Source organism: Pseudomonas sp. Pseusp15, assembly GCF_059492165.1.
Map to the genome: position 1 here is coordinate 1,912,486 of NZ_CP168523.1, position 26,507 is coordinate 1,938,992.

Below are 26,507 nucleotides of genomic sequence, written 5' to 3' on the forward strand. Positions count from 1 at the left end.
TCTACCTTGCAATCGCATGCGTATCTCGCTGTGGCGTCTCTCCTACCCCGAATGAGGGGCGACCGAATGGATTGAGGCAAGGTCCGACCCGCCCGTTTTACGGGTGTCTGGAGGCTTGCCCCTGATGGATTTCCGGGGGTAGTAAGGACTAGCTAAGAAGACCGATGGCGCTGCGTCAAGAAAATGGCCGATAAGTGGTACGGCTATTTTAGACTCTGTAAGTGACTGATTTTTGGCACTGATCTAAGTTGTTGTTTGTGCGAAAAATCATCCTGAAAGGTGCAATCCAGACGTATTGGGTAGTGGGCTATCGGTTGCGTGACGGATGAACAGTGCAAAATCCATGAGCAAGTCCGTGACGTGATTACTGTCATTTTTTCTGCTTCAGGCAGCAGTTCTTGGCGCCTGTCGCTTGACGGTCTTACAGGCGCACCTCCACCGCCAGCGGCAAATGGTCCGATAGGTGCGTCCAGGGCTTGTAGCCGAGTATGCGTGGCTCATGACTGCTGGCATTGCGCAGGTAGATGCGGTCCAGGCGCAGCAGGGGAAACCGTGCCGGGTACGTTTTCGCCGGGCGGCCGTGGTGGCGTTCGAATGCTTCATGCAGGTAGTCGCGTCGGGCGAGGGTGGCATTGCCTTGCAACTGCCAGTCGTTGAAGTCGCCGGCAATGATTACCGGGGCGTCCTCTGGCAACGATTCGAGTAACAGGCAGAGCAACTGCAGCTGGAGTTGTCGATGGCTTTCCAACAGGCTCAGGTGCACGCAAATGGCATGCACTTCAGCATGGCCCGGCACATCCAGCACACAGTGCAGCAAACCGCGCCGCTCGGGGCCGGTGATCGAGACATCGAGGTTGCGAAATTCGCGGATCGGGTATTTCGACAGCAGGGCATTGCCGTGATGGCCGTCGGGGTAGACCGCGTTGCGACCGTAAGCGAAATCGCTCCACATGCTGTCGGCCAGGAATTCGTACTGCGAGGTCGGTGGCCAGTCGTTGTAACGGGAAGAATGCCGGTCATGCTCACCGACCACTTCCTGCAGAAACACCAGGTCCGCCGACGTACTGCGTACCGCTTCGCGCAGTTCCGGGAGGATGAAACGTCGGTTGAGGGCGGTGAAACCCTTGTGAGTATTGACCGTCAGTACTCTGAGTCGGCGAATCGCCGGGGGCGTGTTCGATGGCACTGATTCGACGGCTTGGCGTTCGGCATCGTGGGTCACGTTCACTCCTCTGAATCAGGGCTGCTGTATGTATGCGACTGATGCGTGGGCGAGCAGTTCAAACACATTCACCACACCCGTAGCAGCTGTCGAGCACCGCGAGGCAGCGTTCGGTGTGGGCCGCATTCGGACGTAGCCGTCGTGAATCCGGCTGACGCGGTTTGCCTGATGCACCGTAAGTTCCGGTTTTACGACGGCTACGCCGCCGAACGCAGCCTCGCAGGCTCGGCAGCTGCTACGAGCGAGTCCGATCAGACAAACACAATTTCATACGGCAACCGCATGCGTTCCAGAATCACTCGTGGCAGCAGCGGGGCGATGCCGATCGCCGGTTCGCCGTCGAGCTGGCTGGCGTAGGCATAGGTGGCGTGGCTTTTGCGCGCGACAGTCCAGGTGTCGAGGCGGAGCTTGCGCGCGCGATGCCAGGGGATCAGCCCGTGCTCGCGCATCGGCCAGTGCCAGGCCCAGACCGGTATTTCGTTGAGCGTCGCCCCGACCAGGGCGGCAGCCCTGGCGCTGGCCCGGCCGACAGCGTCGTGGTCGACGATGCCGTCTTCGCGCCAGGTGGTGAACACCACATCGCCGGGGCGCAGGTAGCGGACGATGAATTGGGTCAATTCAGACTCTCGCTCGGCCAGAGCGTTGTCGGTGAAGCCGCCGCGAATCCACTTCAGGCTGTGCATCGGCAAGCCGAGTCGACGCAAGGCTTCGACACTTTCCTGGGGGCGGAACACGCTCAGGCGCTTTTCCGACCACTGACGCGACCCCGGATGGCTGGCGCTGCCGTCGGTGATCGAGATCAGTTGCAGAGGATGACCAAGGGAGCACAACAGTTGCAGCAGGCCACCGCAAGTCACCACTTCATCGCCGGGATGCGGGGCGATCACCACCGCGCGAGCTCCAGCAGGGACCAGTGTTTCGGTGTTGATGACGGGGATGTTGTCCAGTTGTGGGGCGCTGTTCCAGATCTGCGCAGGCAAGCTGTTTTCGCTGATGGAAACCGGTCTCATAGGCGCTACGTCCTTGTTCTGTCTGGCCCTCAGTCGTGCGCAATGCTTACGGGAGCAAGCCTGGCAGACCCGTGAAGGCGGGTAGATAGCAATGTGCGGCGCTCCGAACCCTGGATTGCCGCGTTCAGAGTATTGCTCATGAAACGCTATTCGTCGCCTCAGCCTTTGGTCTGATGCGTTTTTTTTAACCCAGGCTGTGTCAGGCTTCGCAAAAAGTCACCGAAACCGTCCCTCGGCAGCTGCTACAGATATTATGGTGATCACTCTCACTCTTCTTCCTCATGCTGCAGTTCAAACAACAGCAGCGAACGGCCGGTAACCGAGTATTGGCGACCAAACTCAAAGCGTTCCTGGCCCCGAATCGACGGTTGATTGGTATCGATCATGCAGGTCCAGAAACCGCCGTCAGGCACTTCCGGCAGCAGGAAGTTGACGATGTCATGGTGCGCGTTGACCACCAGCAGCAGGGTCGCGTCGGCACCCTTGCGGCGAATGCCGGTTTCCTGGGCGCGGCCATCGAGCAGTATGCCCATGCAGCGACCGTGGCCTTCTTCCCATTGCTCATTGGACATTTCGCTGCCGTCCGGGGCCAGCCAGGTCACGTCCTTGACGCCGATGTCCTCGTTGTAATTACCCACCAGGAAGCGCCCGCGCCGCAGGATCGGATAGGCCAGGCGCAACTTGATCAGGCGTTTGACGAACTTGAGCAGCGCCTTGCCGTCTTCGCTCATGTCCCAATTGACCCAACCGATCTCGCTGTCCTGGCAATAAGCATTGTTGTTGCCTTTCTGGGTGCGGGCGAACTCGTCGCCGGCCACCAGCATCGGCGTACCCTGGGACAGCAGCAGCGTGGCGAAGAAGTTGCGCATCTGCCGCAGGCGCAGGGCATTGATCTCGGGATCGTCGGTGGGGCCTTCGACGCCGTGGTTCCACGACAGGTTGTTGTTGCTGCCGTCCTGATTGTTCTCGTCGTTGGCCTCGTTGTGCTTGTCGTTGTACGACACCAGATCGTTGAGGGTGAAGCCGTCATGGGCGGTGACGAAGTTCAGCGAAGCATACGGTCGACGGCCGCGCTGGTTGAACATCTCACCGGAGGCGGTCATGCGGCTGGCGAAGTCGGCGAGCTGGCCGTCGTCACCTTTCCAGAACGCGCGCACGGTGTCGCGGAATTTGTCGTTCCATTCGACCCAGCCCGGCGGGAAGTTCCCGACCTGATAACCGCCGGGGCCACAGTCCCAGGATTCGGAAATCAACTTCACCTGACGCAGCACCGGGTCCTGGCGACAGGCGACGAGGAAGCTGTGCCGTTCGTCGAAGCCGTCATGGTAGCGGCCGAGGATGGTTGCCAGGTCGAAACGGAAACCGTCCACGTGCATTTCCGTGGCCCAGTAACGCAGCGAGTCAGTGACCATTTGCAGCACGCACGGGTGGCTCAGGTCCAGGGTGTTGCCGGTGCCGGAATCGTTGATGTAGTAGCGTTTGTCGTCGGGCCTCAAGCGGTAGTAAGAGGCGTTGTCGATGCCGCGCATGGACAGGGTCGGGCCTTGTTCGTTGCCCTCGGCGGTGTGGTTGTAGACCACGTCGAGGATCACTTCCAGATTGGCGTCGTGCAGGTGCGCGACCATCTCCTTGAACTCGGCGATCTTGCCGCTGGCCAGGTAGCGCGGGTCCGGGGCAAAGAACGCAATGCTGTTATAACCCCAATAATTGGTCATGCCTTTGTGCAGCAGATGCTGGTCGTTGACGAAGGCATGGATCGGCAGCAACTCCACAGTCGATACGCCGAGCTTGCGGATGTGTTCCAGCACGTCATCGACCATCAACCCGGCGAAGGTGCCGCGCAGGTTCTCGGGAACGGCGGGGTGAAGCATGCTGAAACCGCGCACGTGAGTCTCATAAATGATCGTCTTGTCCCATGGCACGCTGACCCGATGGTCATGGCCCCAGGTGTGGGCCGGGTCGATCACTTTGCACTTGGGCACGAAGGGCGCGCTGTCCCGCTCATCGAAACTGAGGTCGGCGTCGGGGTGGCCGATGGTGAAGCCGAACAACGCTTCGGACCATTTCAATTGGCCGACCAACTGTTTGGCATAGGGGTCGATCAACAGTTTGTTCGGGTTGAAGCGATGACCGTTGGCCGGGTCGTACGGCCCGTACACGCGATAGCCGTAGATCAGCCCCGGATGGGCGTCGGGCAAGTAGCCGTGGTAGGTCTCGTCGGTGTATTCCGGCAGCTCGATGCGCTCAAGTTCCACTTCACCGGCATCGTCGAAGATGCACAGTTCGACCTTGGTCGCGTTAGCCGAAAACAGCGCGAAATTGACCCCCAGGCCATCCCAGGTCGCGCCTGGCGGGAAGGGCAAGCCTTCACGGATTCGCGAGGCCTCGTGAGGTTCGGGCGCGGTTTTCTTTGGACTGGTCATAGCTGCTCCTGCAACGGTATTTTTCGAGGGCGAATGCGCTCTCGGTGGCGAGCGGGCTCGCCACGAAGTCAATCAGGACAAGACAGTGAAGCGTCAGACCTCGGGTGGTTTACGCGCGGTGCGCGGCTTTTTCACTGTGGTTTTTTCGCCCGGCGGGATCACTGCCGAAGCGGCAGCGGGTTTGGCTTTGGGCTTGGTGCGGGGTTTGGTTTCGAGGCCCTTGGCATTGACCAGCTTGCCGTCGGGCTTGCCGGCCGCGGGCTTGCTTGCGGTTTTGCTGCCGCTCGCTTTGGCTGGTTTGCCGGGCGCCAGGGCTTCGGCCTCGGCGAGTTTGCAGGCCATCTCCCAATGGCGGGCTTCCTGGCCCTCGGGTTTTCCTTCGGACTCCCAGATTTGATAGGCAAATTCGCGGATGCGTTTTTCGTCGGTACTCATCGCAATGCTCCTGAACTGAACTCAAGTTTGGGTAAAGAGATTGACCGGGAAATCCCCCAGCGCGGCGCCGACCATCAGCTCCTTGTGTTTTGTGACTGCGACGCTGGTAAAAAGTCCCTTCAGATTTTCTTCGGTGGTCGTGAACGGCAATTTGATTCGGGTATCGCCCCACAGCGACGCGTCAATCCGGGGGGCGGCACTGTTTTCCAGCAGTCCGGCACAACGTATCGGTACGGCCACGATTGCCCGTTTTCCCTGCCATTCTCGAGCAAACGCCAGTACCCGGTGAGCTTGGCTGCCAATCACTTCAAGGGCTTGGTAAGTGCCTTTTTGAAACAGTTCGGCATGCTCGGCACGCCGGTTCAGCGCCCGGGCGATCAGGGTTTGCTTGATGCGCCCGTCACGCCAGTTCGCCAACAGAGCGGGCAGGTCAAGCGGTAGGTGCATGGCCTGCTGACGGCTGACGTAATCCACCGGCCGGCGGTTATCCGGATCGACCAGCGAGAAGTCCCAGAACTCGTTGCCCTGATAGAGATCCGGCACCCCCGGCACGGTCATTCGCAGCAAGGTTTGCGCCAATCCATTCAGTGCACCCGGGACGGCAATGCATTGAGCGGCTGCCTCGATGGCCGCGCGCAATGGCTGACCTTCGGGGCTTAGCAGCAGGCGTTCGAGAAACCCGTGGGTCGCCTGTTCATATGCCTCGTTTGACGCGCTCCAGCTGCTTTGCAACTTGGCTTCGCGCAGGGCTTTGCATTGCCACTGCCAGAGGCGTTTGGCGTAGTCCTCGAGCGCAGGTTGATCGTCGCTACACAATTCCAGTGGCCAACTGCCGAGGATTGCTTGATAGAGAATCAGCTCGTCGCCCGCCGAGGGCGCGCCGGGGTCGCTGCGCAGTTCGCCCGCGAGGGTTCGCCAGTGCTCGACCTGTTCGGCGTACCAGGCGCTGCGCTCGCTTAACACCGCCAGCCGCGCGCGGGTGTCTTCACCGCGTTTGTGGTCGTGGGTCGCGGTGGCCAGCAGGTTGTCGGGGAATTCGGCGAGGCGATTGGCGCAGGCGGCATGGAAGTCGGCAACCGGGGCGCTGAACTGCTCGGTGTTGTAGCCGACATCGTTGCGCGACAGCAGCACCGCCGAGCGATAAAGCGCGGTGTCTTCCACCGCTTTGGCCGCCGTCGGTGAGGTCAGTTGCTGGAAGCGCACGCAGGCGTGCTTGAGCAGTTTGCGTGGACGGCCCACCGGGCGCTTGCGCCAGGGTTGGCCACCGAGCCAGCCGGCCAGGCAATCGAGCACCGGCCAGTCGGCCTCGCCAAGGGTTTGCCTGGCACCGGCCATGGCCTGCTGGAAAAACACCTCATCCTGGGCCGCACGACCCAACGGGCTGATGTAAGTGCGGTACACCGGGAAGTGCACGATCAGTTCCTGCAAGGCCCGTCGGATCGCGCCGAGGGTCAGGTCCCGGGTCATCAGGTCGTCCCGGGCCACTTGCAACAGGGCGTGGGCAACACTTTCGAAATCCCCGGCGAGGGAACCGTTGAGAATCTGCTGGCGCGCCAGTTGTGCTTCCTGGCGGAAATCGGCGGGCCGTTCGCTGTGCCGGCTCCAGAGTTCGCCCAAGGCCTGGGCGCCTTCGGGGTCGTGTTGCAGCAGCGACAACTGGTTCATGAATTCGTAACCGGTACTGCCATCGACGCACCAGTCGCGGTGCAGGGTTTCGCCTTCGCCGAGGATCTTTTCGACGTAGATCGGCAGGTGTCGGCCGGGTGCCAGTCGATCAACTCGACGTCGCAGTTTGCGGCAGTAGCCCCGCGGGTCGGCGAGGCCGTCGATGTGGTCGATGCGCAGTCCGTCGACCAGACCTTCGGCCAGCAGCTCGAAGATTTTTGCATGGGTCGCTTCGAACACCGCCGGCCGCTCGACGCGCAGGCCGCCCAGTTCATTGATATCGAAAAAGCGCCGCCAGTTGATGTCGTCCGCCGCGGTGCGCCAACTGGCCAGGCGATAACTCTGGCGCTCCAGCAGGTTATGCAGGCGCTGGAAACCGTCGGGAGTGAGCGAGTCGTAAGTGTCGAGGGTGTGCTGGATGGCGTGCAGAATGGCCGGATCACTGGCCAGTTCCCGCAGCTCGGCTTTCAGTGGAATCGCCAGGCTGTACACGTCGGACTGATAACTCAAGGTGTCGAAGCGGTCTGCCAGGGATTTGAGCCGTTCAGCCTGCTTGGCATTCAATTGGTCATTGGCCTTGAGCAGTTCGCCGTAGTCGGTGGGGCATATCGGGAAGTGGTGTTCATAGTGCTCGACATGAAAGGCGCCGCGCCGGGCATCGAAACGCAAGGGCAGGGTGCCGTCCTGCAGGGCGATGCCGTAGTCGCTGCCCAGAAAAGGCAGCAGCAACTGGCCTTCCATCAACGGGTCGGGCGAGTGCCATTGAATGTCGAAGAACTCGCCGTAAGGGCTCAGTCGCCCCCATTCCAGCAAGTCGAGCCACCAGGGATTGTCGCCACCGCCGACGGCCATGTGGTTGGAAACGATATCGAGGATCAGCCCCATGTTCTGTTCGCGCAACGCTGCGACCAAACGGCGTAACGCCGCTTCGCCGCCAAGTTCAGGGTTGACCGTGGTCGGGTCTACCACATCGTAGCCGTGCATGGAGCCGGCGCGGGCGGCGAGCAGCGGTGAGGCATAGACGTGGCTGATGCCCAGGCTGGAAAAATACGGCACCAGTGGCACCGCTTGATCCAGGGTGAAGCCTTTATGAAATTGCAGCCGCAGGGTCGCCCGCAGCGGCTGGCTGAGCGGTTGATTCATTGGTCACGCTCGGCCGCCTGAAGTCGCGCGCAGGCGAGCAGTTCCAGGCGGCGGGCGGCGTCCGGATCATCGAGCAGGCTTTCGCTGTCGCCGGGCAATCGGCGGGACCAGTTGGGGTGGGTGTCGGTGGTGCCGGGCAGATTGGCTTGCTGTTCGATACCCAGGGCATCTTCCAGCGGCAGCAACACCAGCGGCGCGCGGGTATGACCGAGGAAGCGGATGGCGGCGTCGAGCACCTGATCGGTTTCATGGGACTCTTCACGGAAATTTTGCGGGTCCTGACTCAGCACCCGGCGCAAGCCTTCGCGCTCGCGTTCGCGATGTTGACGCCATTCGATTTCACCCGTGGCGTCGACCAGGCCCAGGCGTGCGCTCCAGTCGATATCGCGGCCATGCCACCAGCCATTGAGCGTCGGCAGGTCGTGGGTGCTGGTGGTGGCCAGGGCGTTGTCCGGCCAGTCGAGAATCGGTTTGAAGTGTGTGTTGTCCTGTTCGAACAACAGCACGCGCATGCCGAGGATCGAGCGCGCGATGAGTTTTTCGCGCAGGCCATCAGGCACGGTGCCAAGGTCTTCGCCGAGGACGATGGCCTGATGCCGATGGGATTCGAGGGTCAGAAGGCGCAGCAGATCATCCACCGGATAATAAAGGTACGCTCCGTCGCTGGGCGGTGCGTCTTTAGGGATCACCCACAGCCGCTGCAGGCCCATGACGTGATCGATGCGCAGGCCGCCGGCATGGGCGAAATTGGCCCGCAGCATTTCGATGAACGCGCGAAAGCCGTTACGCACCAGACCTTCGGGGGAAAACGCGGAAATCCCCCAGCCCTGGCCGGTGCGGTTGAGGATGTCGGGTGGCGCACCCACGGTCAGCGAGGCGAGCAATTCGTCCTGGCGACTCCAGGCCTGGCTGCCGCCGCCGTCAGCGCCCACCGCCAGGTCGGCGATCAGGCCGATGCCCATGCCGGCACCACGGGCGGCGGTTTGTGCGCGCTCCAGGCTGCGCGCAATCAGCCATTGGCAGAATGCGTAATAGCCGATGCGGGCCGAGTTCTCTTCGGCAAATTGCGCCAGAGCGGCGCTGCGCGGGTTACGCCATTGCTCGGGCCACTCGCGCCAGTCGAGGCTTTCACCGCGCCTTGCACGGGCTTCCTGGATCGCTTCGAAGCGGCAATGATTTTCCAGCGCTTCGCCACCGGCGTGACGGAAGCTGCTGAAGTCGGCATGCAAGGGGTGTGCGCCGTGGGTGAATCCTTCGTACAAGGCTTCCAGCAAGCGATGCTTGGCCTCGGCGGCGGTGGGCCAGTCGATGAGCTGTAAGGTTTCCAGATGCTTGAGTTCGCCAGCCAGGCCCGTGGCGTCGATTGCGGTGCGCAGGGCACGCTCACCGAGAATCGCGCCGGGCGCTGCGTACAGGCTATTGAGAAACAGACGGCTGGACGGCGAGTAAGGGCTGTAGCGCTGGGTGTCGCCGCTGAACATCGCATGCAGCGGGCTGATCGCTAATGCTTCGGCGCCCCGTTCGCCGGCCACTCGGGCCAGATCTTCGAGGGCCTGGGTATCGCCGAAACCGCCATCGCCGGGGCGGCGCAGCGAATACAACTGCACGCTCAGGCCCCAGGCGCGCGGGGTTTGACTGTCAACGGCTTCGCCGACGCTGTAGCAGCGCTCGGGCGCCACCGCCAGGGTGAACGACTGATCGTCGATGCTGACGTGCTGATATCCCACCGGCACCAAACCGGGCAAAACAGCGTTGTCATCGAGCTTGAGGTTGAGCCGCGAGCCGTCTTCGAGATGGATCTCACACGGGGTTTGCGGTGCAAAGTAGTGGGCCAGATCAAGACCGACACCAACGTCGCAGGTCAGCAGCGGCGGCAGGTGCCGGGTTTGCTGTGCCTCCAGCAGTTGCAGCAGGCTGGCGTCGATTTCCTGGGCGGTGCTGGCGGGATGGCCAAGCCCGGCCAGCACTGAACGCAGCACCGCCGGCGTGACTTTTTGTGGACGGCCGTTGGCGTCGATCCAGTCGACGGCCAGGCCGGCTCGGCTGGCCAGTATTTCCAGTTGCGCATCGCTCATGGTCGCTCTCCATCCGGGGGTAGCAAAGGGGCTGCGGCTGTGAGGCTGACGAGCGCGCAATACGGGGCAAGGGTGCCCTGATCCAACAGACCGGCCGAGTGCGGCGGGTATTCGAACAGCAGTGTCGCGTCGGCCTGTGGGGAGTGGACCACGGCTGCGTCGCTGAGGTTCAGGTCAATGCGCAGCTGACTGCCATCGCCCAACCGCCAGCGCGCCGTCACCGCGCCCACGGCCAGTACCTGCGCCCCCAGCGCGTGGGCACCGGGCAGGTGCGGGATGATGTGTTGATGGCGGATTTGCAGCAGTCGACGATACAGCTCATGAATGGCCGGTTGCCGGGTGGTGGTCAGCTTCGGCCGCGACGCTTCGAAAGTCTGCATCGCGTTCGGGTCGGGAATCTGCTCGCGTTTGTGCGGGTCGGCAAAGGCGCTGAAGGCTGCGAATTCATTGCGTCGACCTTCGCGCACCAACTCCGCCAGCTCACCATGGTGGCTGGTGAAAAACAGGAACGGTTGCTCGGCGGCGAACTCATCGCCCATGAATATCAGCGGGATCATCGGCGACAACAGCAGTAACACGGTGGCGGCACAGAGGGCCTCAGGCCGGGCCAGTTGATGCAAGCGCTCGCCAAAGGCGCGGTTGCCGATCTGGTCGTGGTTCTGCAAAAAAAGCACGAAGGCCGTCGGCGGCAAGTGACCGCTCGGCTCACCGCGCGGCGTACCGTGGCGGGTGATATGGCCTTGAAACACGAAGCCCTGGCTCAGGCAACGGGCGAGTTGTTCGGTGGGATTTTGGGCATAGTCGGCGTAATAGGCATCGGTTTCACCGGTAAGCAACACGTGCAGGGCGTTATGACCGTCGTCGTTCCACTGCGCGTCGAAACCTTGCTCCAGCAGGCTGGCCTGGTTGTGCTCGTTTTCCGCCATCAGCCACACATGCCGCGCCGGATTGATATGTTGGCGAACCCGTTGCGCCAGCTCTTGAAGGAAGTCCGGGTCTTCGATGGCATGCACTGCATCCAGGCGCAGGCCGTCGAAACGGTACTCCAGCAACCACATCAACGCGTTGTCGATAAAGAAGTCGCGTACCTCGCGCCGGCGGAAGTCGATGGCTGCGCCCCACGGCGTGTGTTGGTCTTCGCGGAAAAAACCTTTGGCGTAGCGATGCAGGTAATTGCCGTCCGGGCCGAAGTGGTTGTAGACCACGTCGAGAATCACCGCCAGGCCATAGCCGTGGGCCGTGTCGATCAGGTGTTTGAGTTGTTCGGGCGAACCGTAGGAGGCCTGCGGTGCGTAAGGCAGAACCCCGTCATAGCCCCAATTGCGCTCGCCGGGAAACTGCGCCAACGGCATCAGTTCGATGGCGGTAATCCCCAACTCGACCAAGCGCGCCAGATGCTGCTCGACCTCGCTGAAACCGCCGAGCGCACCGACATGCAGTTCGTAGATCACCGCTTCGTTCCATGGCCGACCTTGCCAGGCAGTGTGTTGCCAGCGATAGGCGAGGGGATCGACCACCACGCTGGGGCTGTCGATATCGCCCGCCTGGGCGCGGGAGGCCGGGTCCGGCACCTCCAGTTCGCCATCGATGTTGTAGCGGTAGCGGGTACCCGCGGGACAGCGGGTCTTGATCACAAACCAGCCGTCGGCCTGAGGCAGCAGCGGCAGGGATTGTCCGTTTTCCAGTTCAAGACTGACGTAAAACGCATCTGGCGCCCACAAGGCAAAACGCGTGTGTTCAGCGTCCAGCATGATTGCGCCGTGGGGCCAGGTTTCAAGAGTCCGTAACGGCATCGTTGAAAACCTCTTACTGTTTGCCCGATTTACCCAGCGCTTTAGCCACCAGTTGTTCGTAGAGTTCGGCGTAGGGTTCGACCGCCTTGCACCAGTTGAAAGGCGCCGCCATGGCCCGGCAACGCATGGCGTTGAGCAGGCCGGGGAAGGCGAACACCTTGAACGCGCGGCTCAGGGCTTCGCGATAGCTCTCCACGGTGGATTCGTCGAAAAGAAAACCGGTCACGCCGTTTTCAATGGTGTCGGCCAGGCCGCCGGTATTGCGCGCCACCGGCAATGAACCGAAGCGCTGGGCGTACATCTGGCTCAGGCCGCAAGGTTCGTAACGCGAAGGCATCAGCAGGAAATCACTGCCGGCAAACATCCGGCGGGCGTCGGTTTCATTGAAGCCGATGTGCACGCCGATTTGCCCTGGGAAGCGCAACGCCAGCTCACGCATGGCTTGTTCTTCTTCCGGTTCGCCACGGCCGATGATCGCAATCTGGCCGCCATTGGCGACAATGTATTCGGCCACCGCTTCGGTCAGGTCCAGGCCTTTCTGGTAGACAAGTCGCGAGACCACGGCGAACAGCGGGCCTTCGGAATCATCCAGGCCGAATAACCGGCGAACGTGCGCCGCGTTGACCGCTTTGCCGTCCCAGTCACCGATGCCGAACGGGTGGAACAGGTGCGGATCGGTGGCTGCGTCCCAGCTTTCATCGATGCCATTGGGAATCCCGCTGAGCAGACCTTGCTGGGTCTTGGCGGCGAGAAAACCGTCGAGGCCGCAGCCGAAGGCCGGCGTGGTGATTTCCTGGGCATAGGTGGCGCTGACGGTGGTGATGTGGCTCGAGTAGGCCATGCCGGCCTTGAGGAACGACATCTTGCCGTAAAACTCCATGCCTTCCTGCTGCAAGGCATGCACGGGAATACCGAGTTCCGGGCATGAGCCGAGGCTGGTGACGCCTTGGTACGCCAGGTTATGGATGGTGAACAGGGTCGGGGTGCGTTGGCCACGCCAGTGCATATAGGCAGGGGCCAGGCCGGCGGGCCAATCGTGTGCATGCACCAGATCCGGGCACCAGTGAATTTGAGCGAGGTTGGCGGCGATATCGGCGGCCGCAAGGCCCAGGCGGGCGAAACGAATATGGTTGTCTGGCCAGTCACGGCCGTTGTTGGCGCCGTAGGGTGAACCTTCGCGCTCGTACAGTTCAGGGCAGATCAACACGTAAATGACCAGGCCGTCGGGCATGTCCATGCGCCCGATCTTGCAGGGCGGCAACGCGGCGTGCCCGCCCAGTTCACCGATGATATGAATTGGATTTTCGCTGTTCAGCACTTGCGGGTAACCGGGGATCAACACCCGGACATCGTGCAGGTGAGCCATGGCTCGCGGCAGCGCGGCGGAAACGTCTCCCAGGCCACCGGTCTTCACCAGATCGGCAATCTCCGAGGTGACGAACAACACTTTTTTCTTGTTGGGATTCTGACGGACTACCGGTGCCAACGCCTTGGTGACCGGGACGCTGACCGATTTGGCGGTAAGGGCTCCCACGGTGCTGGCTTCGCCGACCTGTTGATGAGCACGTTCTCCCTGAACATCTAACGCCGTATTGATCATATGCATCTCCCCGTGTTGTTGATCTGATTCCAAACCTGGCACAAACGGTGTTGGCCAATTCCTGTGGCCGGGCGCAAACGCGCTACGCATCGGTGAGCAAGTGCTGCCCATGCGCTGTAGCTCAATGGGTGAAGTGGCTGTTGCAAGGAATGCACCAGTCGCTGTGCCCTACCTTTCAGCTGACCTGAAGCCAATACGAAAAGTTTCTATTTATTTCACCGAATGACCAGTCGGTTTTATTCCCCGAAAACAGTCTAGGCCAGAACCTAGAGCGGGGTGGTCAACCGGACAAATTGTTCGACAATCGGTTGGGGGAGGGTACAAAACACACGGGCTTTATGGGGAAACGCACCGACGAAGGGCAGGTTTGTTTTTTTGGGTGGGTCAAGACGGGACCGGGAAGTCACGATAGTTGGGCACGATGGAATAGGGATTGCACCATTGCGGTGCGCAGGATTTAGGAGGGTGTGGTGGATTTGAGGGACTCTTCGCGGGCAGGCCTCGCTCTCACAGGGGAATGCATTTCACATGTGGGGGCGCGGCTTGCCCGCGAAGAACGATAACGCCGTCTCAGCCCAGCAACCGAATCGGCGCCCCGGCCGCCCAAGCCTGAATGTCCTCGATCATCTGCGAAAAGAACAGCTGATAGTTCTGTCGGCTGACGTACCCGACATGGGGCGTGGCCAACACATTGTCCAGGGTTCTGAACGGATGATGGCGGGGCAACGGCTCGTGCTCGAACACGTCCAGAGCTGCGCCCGCCAGGCGCTTTTTCTGCAGGGCCTTGATCAGCGCGGCTTCATCGACAATCGGCCCGCGCGCGGTATTGACCAGCCATGCCGTGGGCTTCATCCAGTCCAGCGCCTGAGCGTCCACCAGCCCTCGGCTGCGCTCGCTGAGCACCAGATGGACTGACAGCACATCGGCTTGCTCGAACAGTTCCTGCTTGCTGACATAGGTCACGCCGACTTCGGCCGCTCGTTCACTGGTGAGGTTTTCGCTCCACGCAATGACGCGCATGCCGAACACCTGGCCGAATTGGGCAACCCGTTGACCGATACTGCCCAGGCCGAGGATCGCCAGCGTCTTGCCCTGCAAGTCGCCACCCAGGCCTTGCTGCCAAAAGCCCGCGCGCAAGGCGTTGGCTTCGGCCACCAGGTTGCGGGTCGCGGCCATGATCAGTGCCCAGGTCAGTTCTGGCGCGGCATGTTTGTAGCTGTCGGTGCCGCAGACCTGGATGCCCAGCGCGGCGGCGGCCTTAAGGTCCAGGGCGGCGTTGCGCATGCCGCCGGTGACCAACAGTTTGAGGGTGGGCAAGCGGCGCAGCAGGTCTTCGTCGAACCGGGTGCGCTCGCGCATCACACAGATCACCTCGAATGCGCCCAAGCGCTCGGCCAGGGTTTCGTTACCGGCCGGGTAGTCATGGATAAAACTCACCTGGCCGATGCTGTCCAGCACTGACCAGTCCACCACGTCGCGCGCTACGTCCTGCCAGTCATCGATCACCGCAATCTGCACCGCCATCAGCCTTACCTCATCAACGAACGGGATTGGTTTTGTTCAGCCAGCCGAGCAACGCCTGATGAAACTTCGCCGGCTCCTCCATCTGCGGCGCGTGGCCCAGACCCGGGAATTCAATCAGTGTCGACTGGGGGACCAGCTTCGCCACTTGCTTGCCGAGTACATCGTAATGACCGATTTTCGCCTTGACCTCGGGCGGTGCGATGTCTTTGTTGATGGCTGTGGTGTCGGAGGTGCCGATCAACAGCAGGGTCGGCACTTTCAGGTCCTTGAACTCGTAGTACACCGGCTGGTTGAAGATCATGTCGTAAATCAGCGCCGAGTTCCACGCCACCGCTGTTTTGCCCGGTCCTTTGGCCAGGCCTGCGTACATGTTCACCCAGCGGTCAAACTCGGGCTTCCAGCGGCCGTCGTAATAGGTGGTGCGTTGGTAGTCATGAATACCTTGCGCGGTCACTTTCAGCTCGCGCTCATACCATTGATCGACCGAGCGATATGGCACGCCGAGGGCTTTCCAGTCTTCCAGGCCGATGGGGTTGACCAGCGCCAGTTGTTCGACCTGATCGGGGTATTGCAGCGCATAGCGGGTGGCGAGCATGCCGCCGGTGGAGTGGCCGAGCAGGGTCGCCTTTTGTATGCCGAGGGCTTTGAGCAGTTGCTGAGTGTTGCTCGCCAGTTGCTGGAAACTGTACTGATAGTGGTCCGGTTTACTGGAGGTGCAGAAGCCGATCTGGTCCGGGGCGATGACTCGGTAACCGGCCTCGCTCAGTGCCTTGATCGAGCTGTCCCAGGTGGCTGCGCAGAAATTCTTGCCATGCATCAACACCACGCTGCGGCCGTTGGCCTTGCCTTGGGCGGCAACGTCCATGTAGCCCATTTGCAGGGATTTGCCCTGGGATTGAAAGGCGAAATGCTTGACCGTGTAGGGGTAGTCAAAGCCCTGGAGTTCCAGGCCGTATTCTGGTGTTTCGGCCTGGGCCTGGTTTTGGGCATAAACGAGAACCGGCAGTGCCGCCGTTAGCAGCAGGCCGGGTAACCAGCGGGAAAGGATGGGCGACATGGGGAAACTCCACAGGAAATCCGCCGATGCTGGATTGGCGTGATTAGGGTGACATTAAACGCAGTCAAGCCATTCCCCTCGCGATGCACTCTTTTTGTAGCAGCTGCTACGGCGAACGCCGATACACGGGGCCTTTCGTTCAACCCATCCAGCCCAACGTGGCCATTGCCAGCACGCCATAGCGGGCAGCCTTGGCGAGGGTCACGATCATCAGGAAACGCCCCAGCGGTTCGCGCATGACGCCGGCCACCAGCGTCAGCGGGTCGCCGATGATCGGTACCCAACTCAGCAGCAAGGACCAATGACCGTAGCGCAGATAATGTATTTGGGCTTGTTGAAGATGACGAGGGCTGACCGGAAACCAGCGCCGCTCGCGAAACCGCTCGATGCCGCGTCCCAGCCACCAGTTCAGCAGCGACCCCAGCACGTTGCCCAGCGTTGCCACTGCCAACAGCGACCAGAGCCAATACCGGTCGCTGAGCAACAACCCCACCAGCACCGCTTCGGACTGCAAGGGCAGCAGGCTCGCGGCGCCGAACGCCGCGAGAAACAACCCGATGTAGGCACCGAACATCAATGGGCGGGGTAGTCCGCCACCACCACGTCAGTGCCATCCTTTTGCAGGCCGATCACCTGATAGGCATCGCTCATGCCGTCCATTTCCATCCCGGGCGAGCCCATCGGCATACCGGGGGCTGCAACTCCCAACAGATCGTCACGTTTGCTCAAGGCCAGCACTTGGTCGGCCGGCACATGGCCTTCGACGAACTTGCCGTTGATCAAGGCGGTGTGGCACGACGCCAGGCGAGGCGGTACGCCGTGTTGTTGCTTGAACTGGCTCATATCGGCTTCGACGTGGTCTTCGACCTTGAAGCCGTTGGCTTCCAGATGGCTGACCCATTTTTTGCAGCAGCCGCAATTGGCGTCGCGGTGCACTTCGATCGGGATCAGGTCGGCGGCCTGGGCCAGGGAGGAGATGAAGAGGGCGCTCAGGGCGGCCAGACGCAGGTGGGTTCGCATGGGAGTCTCGTCTCGGGTTACGGCCAAAAAGGTGCATTTTGACTCTTTTATCCGACTGGGCATTGCGCGAGTGTTTCTAAGTTATACAAGGTCGGCTGGCCAGATCATCGCAGGTTGATGCTGTCAGCTGAATGAGCGAGGAATGACAAAAATGTCAGGTGTGCCGTCTGAGCGTCGAAAACCGGCGCTCAGGGGGACTTACGAACTGTAAAATTTGCAAGCCTACGGCAAGGGCAACGGCTACCGGTCTAGCAACTTCATGACCTCTTCCGGATAGCGCAAGCCAGCGGTGGCATTGGCCGGGAATATCGCTTCAAGGGCCTGCAACTCTTCGCGGCTCAGTTTCACCTCCAGCGCGGCCACATTTTCCTCCAGGTATTTACGTTGTTTGGTGCCCGGAATCGGGATCAGGTAATCCCCTTGAGCCAAGACCCAGGCTAAGGCCAATTGGCCGGCTGTCACGCCTTTGTCGGTGGCCAGTGTTTGTACCTGCTGCACCAGCAACAGGTTTTTGGCAAAGTTTTCCCCTTGGAAACGTGGGCTGAAGCGACGGTAGTCGTCTGCGGCGAAGTCATCCGGGCTTTTCAGTGCCCCGGTCAAAAAGCCCCGGCCCAACGGGCTATAAGGTACAAAGGCCACGCCCAGGCGCTGGCATGCGGCCAGGCAACCGTTCTCTTCCTGATCGCGGCTCCACAGCGAATATTCACTTTGCAGGGCGCTGATCGGATGAACCTTGTGCGCTCGCTCCAGTGTATCGACCGAGGCCTCACTCAATCCCAGGTAACGCACCTTGCCGGCCCTCACCAGTTCGGCCATGGCGCCGACGGTTTCCTCGATGGCCACCTGCGGATCGATGCGGTGCTGGTAATACAAATCCAGGGTTTCCACGCCCAGGCGCTTGAGGGTGCCGTCGATCGCTTCGCGAATGTATTCCGGGCGACCGTTGACGCCACGCGCGCCGGGGTTGGACGGGTCACGGACAATGCCGAACTTGCTGGCCAGGAACACTTGGTCGCGCTTGCCGACAATCGCCTTGCCGATTAGCTCTTCGTTGGTATGTGGGCCGTACATGTCTGCCGTGTCGAGCAGGTTGATCCCCAACTCCAGCGCGCGATGCAGCGTTGCCGTGGCTTCGCGGGTGTCCACGCCGGTGGTGTAGAAATCGGTCATGCCCATGCAGCCCAGACCGATGGCTGACACCTGTGGTCCGTTCTTGCCCAGTTGACGTGTTTGCATGAAATGAACTCCCTGTGGATGTAGGCGCTTAGTGTCGATCTCGACAGAACGAAGATAAACCGGCTAAAAGTGCTATCACTGTTCGTAATTTCTAAATAATCATCGAGTCCTGACCATGGATCGTTTAAACGCCATGCGTGTATTCACGCGAATCGTCGAACTGGGCGGCTTCACCAAGGCGGCGGACAGCCTGCAATTACCGCGTGCCTCCGTGACCATTCTGATCAAGCAACTTGAGGCCCACCTGGGCGTGCAACTGCTGCAACGCACCACCCGGCAAATCAGCCTGACGCTCGATGGCGCAGCCTATTACCCGCGTTGCGTGCGGTTGCTGGCGGATCTGGAGGAAACCGAAGCCGTGTTTTCCGCTGCTCGCCACAACCCCAAAGGCCTGTTGCGAGTGGATATGCCGGCGGGAGTGGGGCGTTTGATGGTGATCCCGGCATTGCCGCAATTCACTGCACGCTATCCCTTGATCGAGCTGGAAATCGGTTTGAATGACCGGACTGTGGATCTGATCCGCGAAGGTGTCGATTGCGTGTTGCGGGGCGGCTCGGCCCTGGACGAATCACTGGTGGCGCGACCGCTGGCCACACTGGATCAGGTCACGTGTGCGAGTCCCGAATACTTGCAACGTTGCGGGACTCCGCGGTGTCTGGAGGATCTGAAGGGGCATCAGATGGTGGAGTACTTTTCCAATAGCACGGGCAAACGCTACGGACTGGAGTTTGTCGTCGATGGGCAGTTGCGGTTGATCGACCTGCCCAAGCACGTCGCGGTCAACAGCTCCGATGGCTATCTGGCGGCGTGTGAGGCGGGATATGGCTTGGTCCAGGCTCCGTATTATCACGTTGCCCGTCAATTGAAGGAGGGACGTTTGATCGAGGTCCTGAGGGATGTGCCGCCACCGGGTATGCCGCTGACGGCGCTCTATCCTCCTCACCGCCAGTTATCCCGGCGGGTTAGGGTATTTGTCGACTGGCTGGTGGAACTTTGCGCTCAGCCGGGTAATGACTTTTACAGGAAACCCTCACGCGGCTGAGCGGGCTCCAATGGGTGCATCGGCGCAGCGCTGGCTTCTCGTGGCGCTCGCGTTCTGCTGCAAATCGTCATGCAACTGTTGCATGTATACGCAGCCCAGATCGAGGGATCGAACCTGCACGCCCCGATGAAACAGGGCGAACCAGCCATTGTCACCTGACGTAGGCATCAAGCCGGTAAAGGCGAAGCCCAGCGCCGAAAAACTGCACAAGTCCCGGGCGAAGTGCCGGGACAGTTCGAGCCGTGCCGAGATCACCCAGTGCCCGGGCAGTTGCCGGAGTTGCTCAAGTAAATCATTGTTCAAATGCTGAATGATAATGTCGACCCGATGCTGATGTTGTTCAATTTGCAAGGACGTGGCGAGGCGCGGAGTGTCCTGGTGGGTTCCGAACACCGAGCACAGGTGCTGCATAAGCGCCCGGCAGCTTTCGGGCCATTGGATATCGGGGAGTGGTCGTGTGTGTCCTTCGATCATGTGGCAACACATCACCATGGTTTCCGGAAGTGGTTCGCCAAATGGCGAGGGGACGTAGTCGGGAAGCAGTCCAGTGTTGTGGAAACCGAGTTTTTTTGCGATGCGTTGCGTGTAGGGATGGTGGGTCACTTGCATGATCGAGGCGCTTTTAAGCCCCAGAGAACCTGCCTGTCTCAGCAGTTCGCGGCCCAGACGAGTGGCGATGTCCTGCCCCTGCGCGGCGGGATGTACCACGGTGAGGGCCAGTTCCGCGGTATTCGAAGGTGTGTCGCGTCGCAACGCGGCATGACCGAGGACGGCTGTGTCATCCACAGCCAGCATTGATTGCCAGTGACCCTCGGCATTGTGCTGATTGATCATGTTCGGCAGGTAAACATCCGGCTGAGCGTAATGATCGCCGTAGACTTCTTGAAACAATCGACTCACTGCGTTTGCATCGGAAGGGCGGTAGGCGCGAATTATCAACGGGGTCATCACACGAACTCCTGCAAGGGAACGTCATACACTCGCAAATCCAGCACCCGCAATTGTTTGCCCGAGCGAGGGTGGAGTTTCAGGTCTGTGGTTGCGCAAGGCAGTACTCGAAACTCCAGCAGACCCTCGCGGCTCAGGTCGTCGATGGCGGGGTAGTGGGCGAGCAGCGCTTCACGCAATTCGCGGAGCACCGGTTCGACGGCTTGTAACTGAGGTTCGGGCACCCACTTCACGCTCAGCAGATCCTTGGGGCCGGTCTGCTCGATCAGCAATTGCCATTGTTCGCTGTGCGCTACACGCTGGACGATCTCGTGTATTTCTTCAGTGAACAGCGACAACACACCGACTCGTACTCGTTGACTGTGGGCACTGCGCCCTTTGAGCGCGAATTTACGCCTCGGGGTTGCGGCCGGCTCACGCCAACAGGCACGGTCGCCCACTGGGTAGCGCAGCAGCGGCATAAGCCGGCGTGTCAGGTTGGTCAGTACCAACAACCCGGTGCGATCGCACTCTTCAATCACTTCACCGGTGTGTTCGTCGACGATTTCCAGCAGGGTTTGTTGATCGAACACCCGATGCTCGCCCAATGCGCAGTCGCGATCGCTGGCGCCTATCAGCCCGGCGTCTACGCTGGCGTAGCCGATCGAGGCGATACGGGCATTGGGGAACATTTCCCCAAGGATTGCCAACTGCGGAGCAAACAGGCTTTCGCCGGCATATAACAGCGTCTCAACCCCGTACAACACACGCCGATGCTGCGCCAGGTAGGCGCAGAATTGCAGCAGTTGTGCCGGTACGCCGGCCAGAACGTTGATCCGATGCCGCTCTATGGCATCCGCCAATACGTCCGGCTCGACGTTTCCGGTAAACGGAAATTCGCAGATGGATCGCTCGACATAGGCCAGGGAGTCGTGGACGAACAGAAAGCTGGCGTAGAGATCCCCTGAAAAAAACAGGTTGGCAACCCGGTCGCCATTGTTCAGTTGAGCTGAGAGGCTGGCGCCGAACGTGCTAACCAAGGCTTGCCATTCCTCGTAGGAGTAAACCGCAAGTTTGCCTTGGCTGGTCGAGCCTCCGGTTTTTAATACCAGTGCATCATCGACATCTCCGGTCAGGACTGACCAATGACTCAAGTCGTTGCTACCGGACCAATAGTCGGCCACATGGGTTAATGGCAGATCTTTTAAAGTAAGCCCGTTCTCGGGCAAGTGTTCCAGATGTTTATGGTAGAAGTTGGAGTGTTGTCTTATATAAGGTACAAGTTGTTCAAGCGAATAAGTTGGCTTCACGGGATTCTCTTTTATAGTGGGCGTCTTGCGTCGACTTCTCTTATTTTCGTTGATCGATAACTAAGGGGGTTTTGCCACTGTGTTTGTTTCGGGTGAATGCTTGTTCAACGCATGTTGTCACCTCCACAATTAAAAGTTCAGCGCGCACCGCATTCGCCAAGGCTTCGTGGGTCAGCAGTTTTTCGTGTACCCACTCGGCGTCTGCATCCGCGAGAACGTACATGCGTTCGACCCCGTTGGCGGTGTGGTCCAGGACCACTTGAATGGGGGATCCCACACTGAGTTCCAGCGCCGCGGGCGAAATGAACTCCGTGCCAATGCGCACCAGTTTGTCGTGTCGCTGCAGCAGTTCGAATCGCGGCGTCTCCAGTCCACAAGGGCAGGTTCCGGGTATCCAGCGGCCGGTGTCGCCGATGTCATATCGGCGCACGTGCTGACCCTGCCGGGCGCGTGACGTAAACAGCAGGCGGCCGATCTCATTGGCCTGTACCGGCGCATCCTGTTCGAGCTGGACGATTTCCAGATGCTGGATTTCGCTCATCAAGTGGAATACGCCGTCCGCCGTTGCCCGGCAGGCATGCCCCAGGGGGCCTGCATCGACGGAGCCATACATGGCGGAGCGAATCGTCGACACCCCACAGCTTTCCATCAGGCGCCGACTGGCTTCTCCCGGATGTTCGCCGCCAAGGAATACTTTGCCGATACCGGCATAAGCGCGAAGTCGGGCCTGCTCTTTGAGAAACAGCCGATGCAACGTGCTGGGCATGCCGATCAGCACGGTGACACGCTGCTCCACGATCAGTCGGGCGATTTCGCTGAAGTCATCGTCCTGGGGAGCCCCCATGGGCAAATGCACAACCCCCATCCGTTCAAGAATGTTGGAACAACTGAAAAAACCACCATAAAGGTTGCCGCCGTAGAACAGGTTCATCACCCGGTCCAGTGACGGATCGAGCCCGACGCAGAACATGCCGTCGGCCGAGGCGCGCATTTGTCGATGAAAGTCTTGATAGCTGAAGCCAGCCAGCGCCGGGGTCCCGCTGCTACCGCCGGAGCGGAAGTACAGCTGTGCTGCGGACCCGATCGGCTGGGCCATAAAAGTGTCCTTGTCCATGATCGGGTCACGGGATGTGTCGGGGGCGGGCGGAACTGGGTCGAGCGTTGCACGACCTGTTAAGACATGCTGGGGCAAACTCACCGAGAGGCGGCGACTCAGACGCGACAGCGCGTAGACGCCATCGTGGGGCTCGCCGGTGTATCCGTCATGGATCGATTCGCAAGGTGCAATGCGACTGACGCCGGCATTGACCAATGTTCGAACGAGCTCAGGCGTTTTTGCCGAGGGGGACATCAACGCGCAGCTTTGCAGGAAGTTGCGCCAGGGCTGCAGCGTCTCGGCGAGCAGATACTGAGGAACCGGTTTGAGCACAATCGTACGAAACAGCGGTGACGGCGCGAGCTTTTGATGGTGCTCCCAGATGACGCGCCATCCGAGGCCAGTCCACACTTGGCCGGTCTGATTGGCAAAGCACTGATCGAGCCGTGCCATGGCGGTGCGGGTGGTGATTTCCGATGCTTCCTGATCTGTCGGCGTTAATGCCGGCCAGTGTGGGGCGCGACGGTTGAAGGCTTCGGCCAGTCGATCTCCGAGGTTCTGCAAGACGGCCGGATCGTTGCTGTCCACCAGCACCCATTGAGGACTGGAACACGCTTGTTGATCCAGTCGACAGACTTCATCCGCCAGGGCATCGAGCGCCGAAGGCGACGCCGCATCAGGTGACAGGTAGGCGAAGCTGATCTTGTGTCCCCAATCGATCCAGCGACAGCCGGACGGGATCTGCTGGCGTATCGATTTAAGCGCCGCTTCTGCGCCCCAGGCGGATACCCCATCGGCCTTGGCGCAGAGTTGAGCGATATAGGAGGTGTCCACCGGCAGAACCGCTACGAATTCGGCCAGTCTGCCACTGGTGTCGCAACGCAAAAGGGCGGCGAGCAATTGTGCGGTCAAACCCTGATCGCTGGAGCTGGGGCGCAGCCAGTTGATGTTGCCGGCCAATAGACTTTCGAGGATCGCGCAGAACGCCAGCATCGGCGCATTGCCCGGGGTGATATGCACCACCAGCCCCAATGGATGCCAGCTTTCGAAGCTTGGCTGGCGGTAGTCGATACGCCGCAGTGAACGCGGTTGCGGGCCCAATTCCCGTTCAAGCTTGGTGCTCAGGTTGCTGCGCTGGCAGAAGTCGATAAGCCCCTGACATTGGTCGTCGTCCAGGGGCAGATCCAGGCTGCGAGCTTGCAACTGCGTGGCAAAGCAAGCGGCGGACTCGATCACGATATCGCTGTCGATCGGCGTAGCCAGCAGCCGGGGCAGCGGTTGCTGAAGGAGGTCGAGGGCGCTTTGGGCAGAGATGTCGTCGCGCAGTTGGCCATTGATCAGGTACATATCAAGCTCCCCCGATCAGTTCTGAAGCGGCCATGGCACAGCTACGACTGGCGCTGGTGCCGGCACGTCCATGCAGTTCGAACCAATCGGTCGTCAGGCCGCATCCGCAACTGGCGCCGGGGTGCAACGTTGCCAGATCGCCCATGACCACAGCATGAGCAGGGCTTGAGGAAATGTAGGGGGAGACGAATTCCAGCAAACCGCGCTGGCCGTAGGGCTGGACAGTGAAATCGGATGGGTTGCGCACGAAAACCTTCGAGTAAATCGGTACATGAAAATGATGGTGGGCACACTGGATATAGGGCACGGCATGCTCTACGGCGCCGTAGCCGTCCCGGCAGCGGGACAGGTCGATACCCAATTGCCGGTTGATGCGGGCATACAACTGATGCAGGGGAATCTCCTGTGCCGCCTGGGTTTTCCAGCCGCCCCCCAGCAACACCAGTGACTGGGCAGGCAACTGCAAGTCGGCCACGCCTGTGTCCTCCATGTGCTGCAGTGCATGGGAAAGGAACGCCGGAAAACCGAGAATGCGAACGGGCAATCCTTCCTCGGCAAACTCCTGCAGGGCGCGAATGACACCGAAGAGGTCGAACTCGTGGCCTTTGCCGGTCAGACGCAAGCCGTAAGCGGCTCGGTTGACGGGGGCATAGCTACACAGAAATTGATCGGTATAGGCCGTGCCCAGGGTAATGACCGCCTCGGGTTCGTAGCTCAGAAGCAAATAATTGCAGGGGCTGTCCGGGGTGTCCCAGCCGTAGTGCCGGAAAATGTGGCTCACCATGCCTTGGGCGGCGACCATGCTGCGATGGTCGTAGCGCATGCGACTCTTCTGACCGCTGGTGCCGGATGAGGTCATCTCCAGCGCGCCTTCGCCTGTGGGACTGATCAGCAGATGACGTTTGAAGTAATTGGCGAAAATCGGCGGCAACCTTGACCAGTCATCCAGCGTCTCGAGAGTGCGGGCATCAAGGCCATTGGCGTTCAGCCAGCGCTCATATCCGGGCGTGTGATGACAATGAAACAGGCTGATTTCACCCATTGCCTGATCGAACAGACCTTCTGGCATGGATTCCAGGCAATAGGGTTGCGTTAACGCGCAAAGCGCATCGGCGTGGGGTAGATGGATCATCAAAAGACCTATGGGGTGGTATCAGACGGCAAGCGTGATATGAGAGCGACGCAGAAACAGTCGTAAGGGCGCCAGGCACAAGAGTCCCGTGAGGCCGGCCATCAGGGCGAAGGCTTCAAGGCTGTCACCGGCACCCAGTGCGGCGATAATTGAGCCGCCGCCACCCATGACGGCAATGGAGATCATGCCGATCATGGCCGAGACCAGGCCTTTGCTGTCGTCGCTGGAGAACAGGGCGAGCCGGTACAGCGCGGCATTGCTCATGCCGAGACCGATGGCGTAAAGCGATAGGCAACTGACCAACAGCACCGTTGAAGCACCGGTGAACGTTATGGTGATCAATGCAATGAGCCCGCCGCAAAATGGCCAGAGCGAATATCGAATCAGTTGGGGCAGTTCAGTGTTGGCAATCAATCGGTTGAGTATCAGATTGCCGAGAATGACGGCCGCAAATACCGGGATTTGCCACAGGCCATACTGCAGAGGAGGAAGTCCCTGGCTCTGGATCAGCAAGATTGGCGCCAAGCCGATCCAGGCAATCAACGGCAGGCTCATTAGTCCCAGGGCGACGGTAGCGCTCAGGAATTGTGTGTTGGTGAGCAACGCGGCGTATCGGCGCACGGTGCCGTTCCATTCAAAGGGCACTGCGGCCAATTGTTGACCGTCCTGGCGCGCGGTGCCCACGGTTTCCGGCATGAACAGGTAAAGCCCGAGCCAGACCGTCGCGCCGCCGACACCCAACACTAAAAACAGCTCCCGCCAGGAAAGCCATTCCAGCGCCAGGCTGCCGAGCAGGGGGCCGAGCAGCGGGGAGAGCAGCGCAACGTTCCCCAGCAACGCCATGATTTTTACCGCGTCGGCTTCGCAGAAGACTTCTTGCAGGGCTGGATAACTGACTGCAATGACAAATCCCAATCCGATGCCCTGAATCAGGCGCAAGCCGTTGAAGGCAAGAATGCTCTGCACGTAGAACGCCACGGCACAGGCCAGGGCGAACACCGCACAACCGATGAGCAACAGCCTGCGACGACCGAAGTGATCGGACAATGGTCCGATAAGCCACTGCAGAAGAACGCCGCCAATCAAGTAAAGATTGAAGGCATATGGAACGTGACTCGTACTGGCATCCAGTTGATGGGTGACGGTCAACATGGCCGGCATAATCATATCGCTGGCCATATAAGTCAGCAGTTCGAAAAGAGTGATTGCAAGACAAAAACCGAATAATCGAGGCGGACTTATATCTATCAAAGGTTTGCGCATGGCGTTCCCGTTGGTGCTGGAGTTGGATAAGGCAGCAGAGCAAGAGTAACCATGGCTCATGAATAATTACATGTGCTTATGTGAGGCTAAGAGTTTCAATACTTTTCGTTATGTGTCTGGCTGGAAGTTCAGGGGAAAGAGGAGTGGTGTTTTGTAAATAAAATTACAGCGAAATAAGAATAGTCCT

The 26,507-nt window shown here is 60.2% G+C and carries 19 protein-coding genes; 1 reads left to right on the forward strand and 18 read right to left on the reverse strand.

The annotated features are described in order from the left end of the window. Positions 1-421: 421 nt before the first annotated feature. The 13 genes from ACEN8R_RS08670 to ACEN8R_RS08730 form a co-directional block, all read right to left on the reverse strand. Positions 422-1,222, reverse strand: coding sequence for an endonuclease/exonuclease/phosphatase family protein (locus ACEN8R_RS08670; RefSeq protein ID WP_018926127.1), 801 nt, complete (start codon positions 1,220-1,222; stop codon positions 422-424). Between the two features lie 251 nt (positions 1,223-1,473). Continuing rightward, positions 1,474-2,232: a PIG-L deacetylase family protein gene (locus ACEN8R_RS08675; RefSeq protein WP_018926126.1), complete on the reverse strand. Its 759-nt coding sequence runs from the start codon at positions 2,230-2,232 to the stop codon at positions 1,474-1,476. 266 nt (positions 2,233-2,498) lie between these two features. Continuing rightward, positions 2,499-4,655 carry a glycogen debranching protein GlgX gene (gene glgX / locus ACEN8R_RS08680; protein WP_018926125.1) on the reverse strand — a complete coding sequence of 719 codons (2,157 nt, stop codon included), beginning with the start codon at positions 4,653-4,655 and terminating at the stop codon, positions 2,499-2,501. Between the two features lie 93 nt (positions 4,656-4,748). Next, on the reverse strand, positions 4,749-5,090 hold the full coding sequence (locus ACEN8R_RS08685) for a DUF2934 domain-containing protein (RefSeq protein ID WP_018926124.1): 342 nt from the start codon (positions 5,088-5,090) through the stop codon (positions 4,749-4,751). A 21-nt stretch (positions 5,091-5,111) separates the two neighbouring features. Beyond that, positions 5,112-7,898 (reverse strand): malto-oligosyltrehalose synthase, encoded by a 2,787-nt coding sequence (locus ACEN8R_RS08690; protein WP_018926123.1) that lies wholly within the window; start codon positions 7,896-7,898, stop codon positions 5,112-5,114. Then, positions 7,895-9,973 carry a 4-alpha-glucanotransferase gene (malQ, locus tag ACEN8R_RS08695; protein WP_018926122.1) on the reverse strand — a complete coding sequence of 693 codons (2,079 nt, stop codon included), beginning with the start codon at positions 9,971-9,973 and terminating at the stop codon, positions 7,895-7,897. The genes ACEN8R_RS08690 and malQ overlap by 4 nt, the downstream gene beginning before the upstream one ends. Further along, positions 9,970-11,766, reverse strand: a complete 1,797-nt coding sequence (gene treZ, locus ACEN8R_RS08700; RefSeq protein WP_026286420.1) for a malto-oligosyltrehalose trehalohydrolase — start codon at positions 11,764-11,766, stop codon at positions 9,970-9,972. The genes malQ and treZ overlap by 4 nt, the downstream gene beginning before the upstream one ends. Positions 11,767-11,779: 13 nt before the next feature. After that, positions 11,780-13,366 carry a glycogen synthase GlgA gene (glgA, locus tag ACEN8R_RS08705; RefSeq protein ID WP_018926120.1) on the reverse strand — a complete coding sequence of 529 codons (1,587 nt, stop codon included), beginning with the start codon at positions 13,364-13,366 and terminating at the stop codon, positions 11,780-11,782. Positions 13,367-13,936: 570 nt separating this feature from the next. Next, positions 13,937-14,890 (reverse strand): D-2-hydroxyacid dehydrogenase family protein, encoded by a 954-nt coding sequence (locus ACEN8R_RS08710; protein WP_018926119.1) that lies wholly within the window; start codon positions 14,888-14,890, stop codon positions 13,937-13,939. A 13-nt stretch (positions 14,891-14,903) separates the two neighbouring features. Continuing rightward, the gene (locus ACEN8R_RS08715) at positions 14,904-15,947 is read right to left on the reverse strand and encodes an alpha/beta fold hydrolase (RefSeq protein ID WP_018926118.1); all 1,044 of its coding nucleotides are present in this window, start codon (positions 15,945-15,947) and stop codon (positions 14,904-14,906) included. Positions 15,948-16,086: 139 nt separating this feature from the next. Continuing rightward, complete coding sequence (locus ACEN8R_RS08720) at positions 16,087-16,521, reverse strand: YqaA family protein (RefSeq protein WP_018926117.1); 435 nt, start codon at positions 16,519-16,521, stop codon at positions 16,087-16,089. Next, on the reverse strand, positions 16,521-16,967 hold the full coding sequence (locus ACEN8R_RS08725; protein WP_018926116.1) for a DUF411 domain-containing protein: 447 nt from the start codon (positions 16,965-16,967) through the stop codon (positions 16,521-16,523). The genes ACEN8R_RS08720 and ACEN8R_RS08725 overlap by 1 nt, the downstream gene beginning before the upstream one ends. Positions 16,968-17,207: 240 nt before the next feature. Continuing rightward, the gene (locus ACEN8R_RS08730; protein WP_018926115.1) at positions 17,208-18,203 is read right to left on the reverse strand and encodes an aldo/keto reductase; all 996 of its coding nucleotides are present in this window, start codon (positions 18,201-18,203) and stop codon (positions 17,208-17,210) included. A gap of 115 nt (positions 18,204-18,318) precedes the next feature. Here ACEN8R_RS08730 and ACEN8R_RS08735 point away from each other — a divergent pair, with 115 nt between their 5' ends. Then, positions 18,319-19,245, forward strand: a complete 927-nt coding sequence (locus tag ACEN8R_RS08735) for a LysR family transcriptional regulator (RefSeq protein WP_018926114.1) — start codon at positions 18,319-18,321, stop codon at positions 19,243-19,245. On the opposite strand, the gene ACEN8R_RS08740 is transcribed toward ACEN8R_RS08735, so the two are convergent. Genes ACEN8R_RS08740 through ACEN8R_RS08760 form a run of 5 tightly spaced genes read right to left on the reverse strand, consistent with a single transcriptional unit; the run spans position 19,234 to position 26,320 of the window. Then, positions 19,234-20,193 (reverse strand): GNAT family N-acetyltransferase, encoded by a 960-nt coding sequence (locus ACEN8R_RS08740; protein ID WP_018926113.1) that lies wholly within the window; start codon positions 20,191-20,193, stop codon positions 19,234-19,236. The two genes, ACEN8R_RS08735 and ACEN8R_RS08740, sit on opposite strands and share 12 nt — an antisense overlap. Beyond that, a complete protein-coding gene (locus tag ACEN8R_RS08745; protein ID WP_167331179.1) occupies positions 20,193-21,482 on the reverse strand; it encodes a phenylacetate--CoA ligase family protein in 1,290 nt (429 codons plus the stop codon). Before ACEN8R_RS08745 ends, ACEN8R_RS08740 begins: the two co-directional genes overlap by 1 nt. 40 nt (positions 21,483-21,522) lie before the next feature. Then, positions 21,523-23,925 carry an aldehyde dehydrogenase family protein gene (locus tag ACEN8R_RS08750; RefSeq protein WP_018926111.1) on the reverse strand — a complete coding sequence of 801 codons (2,403 nt, stop codon included), beginning with the start codon at positions 23,923-23,925 and terminating at the stop codon, positions 21,523-21,525. Between the two features lies 1 nt (position 23,926). Then, entirely contained in the window at positions 23,927-25,057 is a 1,131-nt protein-coding gene (locus tag ACEN8R_RS08755) for a LuxE/PaaK family acyltransferase (protein ID WP_026286419.1), read from the reverse strand. A 21-nt stretch (positions 25,058-25,078) separates the two neighbouring features. After that, complete coding sequence (locus ACEN8R_RS08760; RefSeq protein ID WP_026286418.1) at positions 25,079-26,320, reverse strand: MdfA family multidrug efflux MFS transporter; 1,242 nt, start codon at positions 26,318-26,320, stop codon at positions 25,079-25,081. Positions 26,321-26,507: the final 187 nt, after the last annotated feature.

Coding starts and splice junctions, on each gene's coding strand:
- ACEN8R_RS08735 (WP_018926114.1), top strand. CDS start 18,319: ATGGATCGTTTAAACGCCATGCGTGTATTCACGCGAATCGTCGAACTG.
- ACEN8R_RS08760 (WP_026286418.1), bottom strand. CDS start 26,320: ATGCGCAAACCTTTGATAGATATAAGTCCGCCTCGATTATTCGGTTTT.
- glgX (WP_018926125.1), bottom strand. CDS start 4,655: ATGACCAGTCCAAAGAAAACCGCGCCCGAACCTCACGAGGCCTCGCGA.
- ACEN8R_RS08740 (WP_018926113.1), bottom strand. CDS start 20,193: ATGACCCCGTTGATAATTCGCGCCTACCGCCCTTCCGATGCAAACGCA.
- ACEN8R_RS08730 (WP_018926115.1), bottom strand. CDS start 18,203: ATGCAAACACGTCAACTGGGCAAGAACGGACCACAGGTGTCAGCCATC.
- ACEN8R_RS08690 (WP_018926123.1), bottom strand. CDS start 7,898: ATGAATCAACCGCTCAGCCAGCCGCTGCGGGCGACCCTGCGGCTGCAA.
- ACEN8R_RS08750 (WP_018926111.1), bottom strand. CDS start 23,925: ATGTACCTGATCAATGGCCAACTGCGCGACGACATCTCTGCCCAAAGC.
- ACEN8R_RS08675 (WP_018926126.1), bottom strand. CDS start 2,232: ATGAGACCGGTTTCCATCAGCGAAAACAGCTTGCCTGCGCAGATCTGG.
- ACEN8R_RS08720 (WP_018926117.1), bottom strand. CDS start 16,521: ATGTTCGGTGCCTACATCGGGTTGTTTCTCGCGGCGTTCGGCGCCGCG.
- malQ (WP_018926122.1), bottom strand. CDS start 9,973: ATGAGCGATGCGCAACTGGAAATACTGGCCAGCCGAGCCGGCCTGGCC.
- treZ (WP_026286420.1), bottom strand. CDS start 11,766: ATGCCGTTACGGACTCTTGAAACCTGGCCCCACGGCGCAATCATGCTG.
- ACEN8R_RS08725 (WP_018926116.1), bottom strand. CDS start 16,967: ATGCGAACCCACCTGCGTCTGGCCGCCCTGAGCGCCCTCTTCATCTCC.
- ACEN8R_RS08685 (WP_018926124.1), bottom strand. CDS start 5,090: ATGAGTACCGACGAAAAACGCATCCGCGAATTTGCCTATCAAATCTGG.
- ACEN8R_RS08755 (WP_026286419.1), bottom strand. CDS start 25,057: ATGATCCATCTACCCCACGCCGATGCGCTTTGCGCGTTAACGCAACCC.
- ACEN8R_RS08710 (WP_018926119.1), bottom strand. CDS start 14,890: ATGGCGGTGCAGATTGCGGTGATCGATGACTGGCAGGACGTAGCGCGC.
- ACEN8R_RS08715 (WP_018926118.1), bottom strand. CDS start 15,947: ATGTCGCCCATCCTTTCCCGCTGGTTACCCGGCCTGCTGCTAACGGCG.
- glgA (WP_018926120.1), bottom strand. CDS start 13,366: ATGATCAATACGGCGTTAGATGTTCAGGGAGAACGTGCTCATCAACAG.